Origin of the sequence: Sulfitobacter sp. EhC04 (assembly GCF_001650875.1) — a bacterium.
GTDB lineage: Bacteria > Pseudomonadota > Alphaproteobacteria > Rhodobacterales > Rhodobacteraceae > Sulfitobacter.
Genome location: NZ_LXYI01000065.1, coordinates 1 through 8,264 on the forward strand (window position 1 = coordinate 1; position 8,264 = coordinate 8,264).

An 8,264-nucleotide genomic window follows, 5' to 3' on the forward strand; every position below is an offset into this window, starting at 1 on the left:
ATAGACCGAGTTCAATGCAAATCCCCAGAGTTTTTCCACTCCCCTCTCGAAATGGAACAGATGTTCCTCGCCATTGTCGTCGGTGAGGACCACATCTGCTTCGCCGAGCGGGCCTGCCTTGTTTCCTCGACAGTAGTCGACGACTTGATCGAATACATCAGTTTCCCGAATTGAAGAAAACCTCTCAGCGAAGGCAGACGATTGTACGAAATGCTTGCAGGGCTCATTCGGATCGAAGTCAGCTGTCCGATGGATTGTGTGCGGATGGCCAGTAACAAGACCGACGATTGGCCGTTCCCTGCCCCAAGTCTCTACTCCACGCCAAAAGGTTGTCGTGTGCGTATTGCCGTAGGTCTGCTTAAGCTCCTTGAGAGCATCAAAAGAAGGTTCTTGGGCAAGGCATTCCTCTGCAAACCGGTCGCGCAGGAACAGAAGGCGGCCAGCGGCAAAGTTCGCTTCGGCTTCAAGTTTCTCATGGCAGGACGGAATGAGCGTATGCTCGTTATCCCCCATCATTGCGCCGGCATGCCAAGGCAAAAGACTGTGACCGACCTCGTGGGCTTCGTGCCAACGGTGTTTGAGCTGTGGTTGGTCCTTATCGAGAAGGATCTTCTTCCGATCAGGAATGTAGAGGGCACGCAAATCAAACTTGCGCACAGCGTCCAGGATACGGGACGGGCGGGCAAGCACTTGCTTGCCCGCCATCGTCATTTTTGAAACGACTTCTTGGAGAACACCTGGGTCTTTTGCGGTGTAATATGCCAGATCGAGCTTCAAAAGCTCGCGCACGACTTCAAGATCGAGTGGTGGTTCAGGATTACCAAGGTCCTTCAGGACCCGTTCAACCTTGCGATCAATATCAAGCGCGTTTTTCGTTTTTATGAGTACGTTTTTCGCCACTTGACGATCATCCTCGTTGTTATTTGTGCTTTGCGTTCTCGCTCAGGACTGAAATCAGCCCATTCAAAATCGCATGCTCATCCTCGGAGAGAACCTCCACCGATGCCGATTTGGCTGCGTATCGAACTGCCTCCTCGACATAGTCATCGTCATTTGCGTGTGTAAGCCCTGACAAGCCCATGAGCTTTTCCTGAGATACGCCAAAAACCTCGGACAGTTGATAAAGCGTTCGCACGTCGGGTAGATGTGAAGCATTATTCTCGAGACTGAGAAGCTCTCCGATCTCGATGTCTGCTTTCCCTGCGAGCGCTTCTATAGACAGTCCTTGATTACGGCGCATGAGGTTGATGAACCGACCCAGAGCAAGCCGGGACGCTTCAGGGCTCTCATCGGCGCCACCTTCATGCGTAAACATGGGGTCTGCAGCGATAACGCCCGCACCGATATCAAGACCATCTTCTCGGGTACCTGCATTGCGGCACCATGTTTTGTTGATGTCGAATGTCATTCTCCTTTTCCTTTCTCAATGAAACTGCGCGCGCTGTCAGGGTCCAGCTCGAAGTAGCGCAGGTTTTCATAGGTTGCGTCTTGTCCCAGATCGGTCATTCCGCAGGCGTTAGCGTAGAAACTGTTCGCTTGCGGTAACGAGTGTAGACCGATCCGGCCCTTGAAGCCCTCCAGTATACTTTGCTGGATGGCCGCGTTAATAAGTATCAACCCGCAACCGCCAAACCTTGCAGGTTCTTCTGCCAAATCGTTTCGGTTCCAGGGCGCGGCTTCCAAAAAATCAATATAAACAAGATGCTGACCGTCGTGACCCGGCATACGGGCTCGTTTGGTCAAATCGATCGTCATCATGGCTTGGGTCATGTCTTGTGCCACGATGGCAAATGACAGATTCGCCAGCCGACGCTCGATTTCGCGCAACTTGTCGCGCCAGTCCCAATGCCTGCTTTGCGGCCAGAATCGGCGTTCAACCTTTTGCTGGTTCAAGAGTTTAAGCCGACGCTGCAGATCAGGGATCCATTCGGCTTCCCAGTCGGCAAGGTTTCTGTCCACGATCCCATGCCAAAGTTCTGCATCGACAAGCTCATTGGTATTTCTGTCTGTCAGCCAGACAGGCGTCACATCAGAAGGAGCGGTCGCGATCATAGCATCATGATCTCCGCTTTTTCCTTCGATGCTTCGTCCTCGAAGAAGAGCTTGTCGCCTTTTTCAAGACGCTCTTCAACACGCTGATAGAGCCGTAACGCCTGTCTGAGCAGGACTGTCTTACTCAAATCTTTCTTGTCACACAGCTCCTCCAACACGGCCATTTCAGCCTCCGTGAGGTTCAATGTCATTGTTTTTTTGGACATCTTGGCACTCCTTCGGACCTGTATATGCTCTTTTCATAGGTAAAAGTCAACAAAAAACATTCTATTTGCAGCTATTGACTGGCTATTTTTTAGCTACTAGATATGGATCAAGCGGCGACGTGGTGTCGACGCACAACCATAGGACACACGTCATGCTAGACATTGTCGACATCGAAGACTGGACGCGCGACCAGCCAAACACGCAAATTCCTGAAGCTGAGAGCTACCGCCTGCGTCTGTGGGATGGTGACGGCTTTGACGAAAAACGATCTCTCGCCGATGCTGAGCCAACAGGTCGGCAAATTCTGGAGGTTTTTGATCGCCTTCCGGCCGATGAGCACGTTCTGCTCTACCTGCCCCGAAACGGGAAACTTGAAGAAATCGATATTGATGAGACGCTCGATCTTCGGGAACGGGGTCCGGAACGCTTCTTCGCATTCAAGACCGATCGGCTTTTGAACTTCGTTGCAAACGGACGCCGCTTCAGCTGGGGGGCACCGACGATCTCTGTGTCCCTCATCCGGCTTGTTGCTCGCATTCCCGTAGATCAAACGCTATTTCTCGAGAGAGCCGATGCACCGGACAAAGAACTTGCTGATGACGACATTGTCAGGTTGTCTGGCAAGGATCTCGAACGGCTGGTCTCTCGCCAACCGTCGTGGAAGCTCAATGTACAAGGCGTGTTGCTGACGCTGACGACACCTATCGTCGTGGTCAAAGATGCGCTGACACAGGCAGGCTTCGACCCCAGCAAAGGTTGGATTGCCATTCTCAAGCGCAAGGGCGAAGCAAAGCTTCAGGTCGCTTTGACCGACACCATCGACTTGACGCTTCCTGGGATCGAGAAACTTCGGCTAACACCAGCCCAGATCAACAATGGCGAGGCGCATTCTGCGCCTCGCCGCGAGTTCGTTCTTTTAGAAAAAGACGAGGCTTATCTCAATGAACGCAGTCTTCACTGGGAAACCTTCTCGGAAGGCGGGCGTCGTTGGCTGCTTCTGCGCAACTACATATTGCCCGAAGGCTACAATCACTCTGTCGTCGATATCGCGATCGACGTGCCGCCAGGTTATCCGCGCGCAGAGATCGATATGTTTCATTGCTTTCCCCACCTGACGCTGAAGTCTGGCGCCGCGATTGGAGAAACGTCCGGGCGGACCGCTATCGCCAGTCAGTCCTTCCAGCAATGGTCTCGCCACCTGAATGGCCAGACGCGCTGGAACCCGGCAACAGATAGCGTGATGACGCATCTCGCCGTGATTGAGACCGCTTTATTGAAGGAGGTAGGCGAATGACCGGAAGCCTCACCCTTACTGAAAGCCAGCATGAAGAGCTCCAAAGCTTGATTTTCCCCGGCGACGGGCTGGAATCAGCCGCCATCCTGATCTGCAGATACACCGGTCCTGACCGTGAGCGCCTTATCGTATCCCACGTCCTGAACGTGCCTGATAGCGCGTGCACCGTGCGGGAGCCGGATTTCATCAGCTGGCCGGGAGCAAGCATCGAGGAGGCTATCGATATCGCGGAACACCAGGGCGATGCGATCATACTCGTTCACAGTCATCCGGGCGGCTGGCTACAGTTCTCAAAGGTCGATGATGCAAGCGATTGCGCAACGATGCCTGGCCTGTTTGCTGCGGTCGAGGATGCTGGGCACTTTCACGGATCTGCGATAATGACGCCAGATGGCGCTATGAAGGCTCGTATCTACAACAATGCCGGTAGCTCGCTGCAAATTCCTAAAATTTGGCGTGTCGGGCACAACATCACAAATGTTGGTGCGATAGGCACGGATCCAATCATGCCCTTCGGGTCGCACATGACCAATTCCTTTGGCCGCCAGACCGCTTGCGTGATAGGTGTTTCCGGCACGGGATCACTGGTTGCAGAACTCTTGGCGCGCAAATGTATCGGTCATCTGATCTTGATCGATTTCGATACGATTGAGCACAAGAACCTCAATCGCATCATCAATTCCACTGTCGCGGATGCCAACGCAAACCGTTCCAAAACGCAGATGATAGCTGAGGCTGTTAGGCGATATGCGCCCACGATCAAAGTCACCATCATCGATACGTCAATTGACGAGCGGGGTGCTGTCATCGCCGCATCAGCTGCCGACATCATGTTCTCCTGCGTCGACAGCATGGCCGGTCGCAGCATCGCCGAAATGATATCACGCTGTTGTCTAATCCCACTCATTGATCTTGGCGTCACGATCCCAACACGCAGGGATGCAGATGGGCATGCGCATATTGCAGACGTCTGTGGACGCATCGACTTCATCCGTCCCGATGGGCCGAACTTGACCGATAGAGGCGTAGTGACGTCTGAAGGTCTGCGGGCCGAATACTTGCTGGAGTACGCACCCGATGCCGCAAAGCGGGAGATCGAGGCTGGGTATATCAAGGGTGTCCATGAAGAGGCCCCTTCGGTTATGGCGCTGAATATGAGAGCTGCGTCGGACGCAGTTCTGGAATGGATTGAGCGTCAATATCCGTACAGACTGGATGGCAATGAGGGTTTTGCGCGAACTCTGTTCTCTCACGCGGCAGGCGAGGTAGAGTACTTTTCGGAGGATGGTTTCGTATGCGCCCCTGTTGACGATATGGGTCGCGGTCTCGTCGAACCATTGCTTGGACTACCGGGATTGGCGCAAGCTGATCGAAAGGCTGCAGCATGAAACTTGGTTTTTGGTTCCGGTCCCTGTGGCAACGTCACGGCCCTAAGCGACGACTGATCATTGTCGAGGGAGATACTCCTCCATCGCCAATCCCATCACGTCATGTCTATCTTTGTCGCGATGACGGCGACGATTGGTCTGCGGCTATGCGATGTCCGTGCGGCTGTGGCGACGATCTCGAAGTCATGCTGTTGTCAGAGGTAAAGCCGAACTGGTCACTCAAGACCAAGGACGAAGACCCGCCAACTCTTCGGCCGTCTGTCTGGCGTAAAACAGGATGCATGGCGCATTTTTGGTTGCGAAACGGTCACATTCACTGGTGTTAGAAACACATCCGCTCAGCCGTTCTCAAAGTGACGCCGCGCCCTGTTACTCAAAGCCCGAGAATCAACGTCGTGAAGGCCTGGGGGCATCGTGGCGTAGTTTAGGACTCGGATCTCTCGCATGCAGGACAACTTGGATCGCGCGTGATGCGCTTTGCGCGTTGATAGTATGGGTCGAGGACATAAGCTGGGTGATGGTGCGAGATCACCCAACTTGATGGCACCGCGTTCCTCAAGATGAACGAAAAATCGATGTCCCGGACCCAATGGCCAGCATCGTTAGCGCAAATGCGCGTCCATTCTTCGAGCATCTTTGACGCCAGCTCGCGTCTCGTCTCATCTGGCTGTGTTCGAAGAGGCAGGTTCACATCAATCACAGTAGGTACGCCGCGCTCGCGCAAGACCGCGTGAGCACCCCACCCCAGAACACATTGCATCCATTCGCTGCCATAGATCAGGTAATGGCCGGCATCTTCGATCAAGCTGCGTTCGTCTGCAGACAGATAAACACGCCCGGTATCTCTGTCCCAAGAGTCAAACTCAGCGATGTTTCTCTCGATAGTTGGGCGCATCGATGCCAAGCCTTCTTCTTGCTCAACAATCTTGCGAACCTCAGCTGCCTGTTCATTGGGGTCGTTGAGGCGAATACCATGGTGGTGATAACTGACAGCGTTATCTGTGCGGCACCCGTGAAAGGCGTGAATGTAATGACTTTTCAGTTCATCAGCCAAGGCCTCGTGAACATGATCCGCGTGTTCGCGTATAACGCTCTGCAAGACCTTAGACATCCAGTCGGGATCATCAATGTACTGTGGCTTCGGATGGTAGGTTTTTAGGAGCTTAGGGTGATCCTTCTTGAATACTGGCTTCAACCAATTCTGCAGAAACGATGACCAACTCAGAAAACTGTCCCAACGAATTGTGACAGCCGACACGTCTGATAGAAGTTCGTTCATCTGTGGCCATCCATATCAGGCAAGTCCCGCAAGCTCTGCAAATCAAACGTCGTCAGAAACGTTGCAGTTGTCACAAAGGTATGCGGCGCGCCGGGCCGCGGCGCGCGCGGCCCACTTGCAATCAAATCCTTGAAGCGCAGCCGGGTCAGCAGATCCCGGCTGACGTCTTTGCCAAAGATGTCCCTGAGTCCGGCACGATCAATTGGCTGGTGATAGGCGATGGCGCAGAGCACGCCCATCTCCATCTCAGTGAAGGCGAGAGTCTGGTCTCCAAGATCGGCTGCGGCTCTAATCGCATCCGCAAATTGGGTCTTGGTGCGGAACATCCAACCGCCTGCAACTTCAGCCAGTTCATAAGGCCGAGCTGCCAATTCCGCTTGGATGTCGTCAATCAGCATCTCGACCGACGCCCCCTGCCCCACCACACGTGCGAGGTCGTCGCGCCCGACGGGCGTGACACTGGCAAAAAGCAGAGCCTCAATCCGCCCCATCCATTCGCGCCAGCGCAGATCTTGCGGCAAGTCTTCGAGCTCGCGGTCAAAGACACTATCGCGTCCGGAGCCCTCCTGTCCTTTCGCGGCTTTACCTTTGGCCGCGACGGTCATTGCGCGATGCCATACAGCCGAAACGTCGGTCGACCGGTCAGCTCACGCGCCACTCCCAATTCGACCAGTCGATCACAAAGCCGCCGCGCCGCGCGATCTGTCATCGGAATAGTCGTTCCTTGAATCATCGGTGACAGCATCGTTGATGGCGCCACGGCATCCTCGGAGAGAAACAGCGCGACCGCCGAGTCAGACCCCTTGGCACGGAGCTTCGGCGCAACCGCTCGTATCGCGGCCGCACGTTGTGCAAGATTAGTCGCCAGTCGGATTGTATCTTCGATGGAGGTCAACAGGCTTGTTTGAACTTTGAGGTCGGCGCCCTGCCCCTCTGCGACCAGGCCTCGCAACATCGCTTTGGTCAGATGCTGCGCCGAGACCGGCAGGACTGTCTGCCAGTTCAGGCAACGCGCCAGCACGACATCGGCTAGCAGGCAAGCAAAGCGCTCGGCTCGATCATCCGCTTGCAACACGCTGCACATCGCAAAGACACACCCGGCCAAAGGTCCATTACTTTGCACGCGCCCTTCCGCCGTTTTCAACCAGCCGTCGACTTCCACCTCAAGGTCGGATCCGATGAGCTCCTCAAGTGCGGCTTGCCAATCCTTACCGCTCAATCGCAACCAAGACGCTTCCCGCCAGAAGGTCAGCAGCTCGCCGTCCGGGCCCCGCATCTCACCCGGCGGTGTCAGGTGGTAGGCATCGCGGATATCGACCTCTCGCGCCAACCGCCCCTCTAGCTTTGAGGTTGCCGACGCAGCAGTCAGCGCCAATCGGTTGGCAAGCAATTTCACGGGCACGCCTCGGGATGGGTCGCTGACCAGCTGATCGAGGATCGTAAGGGCCACACCAGACCGAAATGCCACAGTTTCAAGGGTTTCGCCACTCTGGGAGGTGACCCAAGCCGGCAGTTTCGGTAGGCTGTTCTGGTCGCCAGAGAGTGTGGTTCGCTGATAGGTCATGCCACAACACTAATCTCTAACGGCGCTTTCGTCTACAATTTACGGTACAAACCGCCCCACCTTGTGGCGTCTCACTATGTCCAATAAGTTTGCATTATCGGACACAAAGGAATACGCTGCAGCACAGTCTCAAAATCAGTGAATTTAAGGGGGAAGAATGGACACAGAGATCGAGAAATCGACGTCAGCGCCCTCTGATGAACTTGATGATGCTCGAGTCGACGAAAGCAATCAAGAGAAAAGCGTCGGCATCGCCCTGCCCGCTCATGTCGCCGGTTCCGGCAGCCTCGATCGCCTGGTCGACACCGCTCGCGACTACGCGCGCGCTGCAGCCTCCGACAACACCCTGAAAGCATATGCAAAGGACTGGGCGCACTTCGCACGCTGGTGCCGGATAAAAGGCGCCGAACCCCTGCCCCCCCTCCCCCGAGATAATCGGGCTCTTCCTCGCGGATCTGGCCTCCGGGTCAGGCCCTTCCC

At 54.9% G+C, this 8,264-nt stretch carries 10 protein-coding genes and 1 pseudogene; 4 read left to right on the forward strand and 7 right to left on the reverse strand.

The genetic code is table 11. From position 1 onward, the window contains the following. The 4 genes from A8B82_RS23730 to A8B82_RS20505 all read right to left on the reverse strand — a co-directional run. The coding region (locus A8B82_RS23730; RefSeq protein WP_082899407.1) for an ImmA/IrrE family metallo-endopeptidase at nt 1–900 on the reverse strand (900 nt) is incomplete at its 3' end. Between the two features lie 19 nt (nt 901–919). Further along, entirely contained in the window at nt 920–1,408 is a 489-nt protein-coding gene (locus tag A8B82_RS20495; RefSeq protein WP_067296762.1) for a helix-turn-helix domain-containing protein, read from the reverse strand. Beyond that, nucleotides 1,405–2,052 (reverse strand): hypothetical protein, encoded by a 648-nt coding sequence (locus tag A8B82_RS20500; RefSeq protein ID WP_067296765.1) that lies wholly within the window; start codon nt 2,050–2,052, stop codon nt 1,405–1,407. The genes A8B82_RS20495 and A8B82_RS20500 overlap by 4 nt, the downstream gene beginning before the upstream one ends. Further along, the gene (locus A8B82_RS20505) at nt 2,049–2,258 is read right to left on the reverse strand and encodes a ribbon-helix-helix protein, CopG family (protein WP_067296767.1); all 210 of its coding nucleotides are present in this window, start codon (nt 2,256–2,258) and stop codon (nt 2,049–2,051) included. Before A8B82_RS20505 ends, A8B82_RS20500 begins: the two co-directional genes overlap by 4 nt. 152 nt (nt 2,259–2,410) lie before the next feature. Between A8B82_RS20505 and A8B82_RS20510 the strand changes: the two genes are divergently transcribed. The 3 genes from A8B82_RS20510 to A8B82_RS24850 all read left to right on the forward strand — a co-directional run bounded on the left by A8B82_RS20510 (nt 2,411) and on the right by A8B82_RS24850 (nt 5,267). Continuing rightward, a complete protein-coding gene (locus A8B82_RS20510) occupies nt 2,411–3,553 on the forward strand; it encodes a multiubiquitin domain-containing protein (RefSeq protein ID WP_067296770.1) in 1,143 nt (380 codons plus the stop codon). Then, nucleotides 3,550–4,941, forward strand: coding sequence for a ThiF family adenylyltransferase (locus A8B82_RS20515; RefSeq protein WP_067296772.1), 1,392 nt, complete (start codon nt 3,550–3,552; stop codon nt 4,939–4,941). The genes A8B82_RS20510 and A8B82_RS20515 overlap by 4 nt, the downstream gene beginning before the upstream one ends. 146 nt (nt 4,942–5,087) lie before the next feature. After that, nucleotides 5,088–5,267 carry a DUF6527 family protein gene (locus A8B82_RS24850; RefSeq protein WP_443069350.1) on the forward strand — a complete coding sequence of 60 codons (180 nt, stop codon included), beginning with the start codon at nt 5,088–5,090 and terminating at the stop codon, nt 5,265–5,267. Between the two features lie 98 nt (nt 5,268–5,365). Here the strand turns inward: A8B82_RS24850 and A8B82_RS24060 are convergent, their stop codons facing one another. Genes A8B82_RS24060 through A8B82_RS20530 form a run of 3 tightly spaced genes read right to left on the reverse strand, consistent with a single transcriptional unit; the run spans nt 5,366 to nt 7,784 of the window. Further along, a complete protein-coding gene (locus A8B82_RS24060; protein WP_138069830.1) occupies nt 5,366–6,220 on the reverse strand; it encodes a hypothetical protein in 855 nt (284 codons plus the stop codon). Further along, on the reverse strand, nt 6,217–6,825 hold the full coding sequence (gene scpB / locus A8B82_RS20525; protein WP_067296777.1) for an SMC-Scp complex subunit ScpB: 609 nt from the start codon (nt 6,823–6,825) through the stop codon (nt 6,217–6,219). Before scpB ends, A8B82_RS24060 begins: the two co-directional genes overlap by 4 nt. Continuing rightward, nucleotides 6,822–7,784 (reverse strand): DUF1403 family protein, encoded by a 963-nt coding sequence (locus tag A8B82_RS20530; RefSeq protein ID WP_067296780.1) that lies wholly within the window; start codon nt 7,782–7,784, stop codon nt 6,822–6,824. The genes scpB and A8B82_RS20530 overlap by 4 nt, the downstream gene beginning before the upstream one ends. A gap of 157 nt (nt 7,785–7,941) precedes the next feature. On the opposite strand from A8B82_RS20530, the pseudogene A8B82_RS23740 reads away from it, so the two are divergent. Further along, nucleotides 7,942–8,264: pseudogene (locus A8B82_RS23740) on the forward strand (integrase); the annotation flags it as partial.

Excerpts from the sequence above, each read along its gene's own strand:
- A8B82_RS20495 (WP_067296762.1), bottom strand. The coding sequence starts at position 1,408 with ATGACATTCGACATCAACAAAACATGGTGCCGCAATGCAGGTACCCGA.
- A8B82_RS20500 (WP_067296765.1), bottom strand. The coding sequence starts at position 2,052 with ATGATCGCGACCGCTCCTTCTGATGTGACGCCTGTCTGGCTGACAGAC.
- A8B82_RS20505 (WP_067296767.1), bottom strand. The coding sequence starts at position 2,258 with ATGTCCAAAAAAACAATGACATTGAACCTCACGGAGGCTGAAATGGCC.
- A8B82_RS20510 (WP_067296770.1), top strand. The coding sequence starts at position 2,411 with ATGCTAGACATTGTCGACATCGAAGACTGGACGCGCGACCAGCCAAAC.
- A8B82_RS20515 (WP_067296772.1), top strand. The coding sequence starts at position 3,550 with ATGACCGGAAGCCTCACCCTTACTGAAAGCCAGCATGAAGAGCTCCAA.
- A8B82_RS24850 (WP_443069350.1), top strand. The coding sequence starts at position 5,088 with ATGCGATGTCCGTGCGGCTGTGGCGACGATCTCGAAGTCATGCTGTTG.
- A8B82_RS24060 (WP_138069830.1), bottom strand. The coding sequence starts at position 6,220 with ATGAACGAACTTCTATCAGACGTGTCGGCTGTCACAATTCGTTGGGAC.
- scpB (WP_067296777.1), bottom strand. The coding sequence starts at position 6,825 with ATGACCGTCGCGGCCAAAGGTAAAGCCGCGAAAGGACAGGAGGGCTCC.
- A8B82_RS20530 (WP_067296780.1), bottom strand. The coding sequence starts at position 7,784 with ATGACCTATCAGCGAACCACACTCTCTGGCGACCAGAACAGCCTACCG.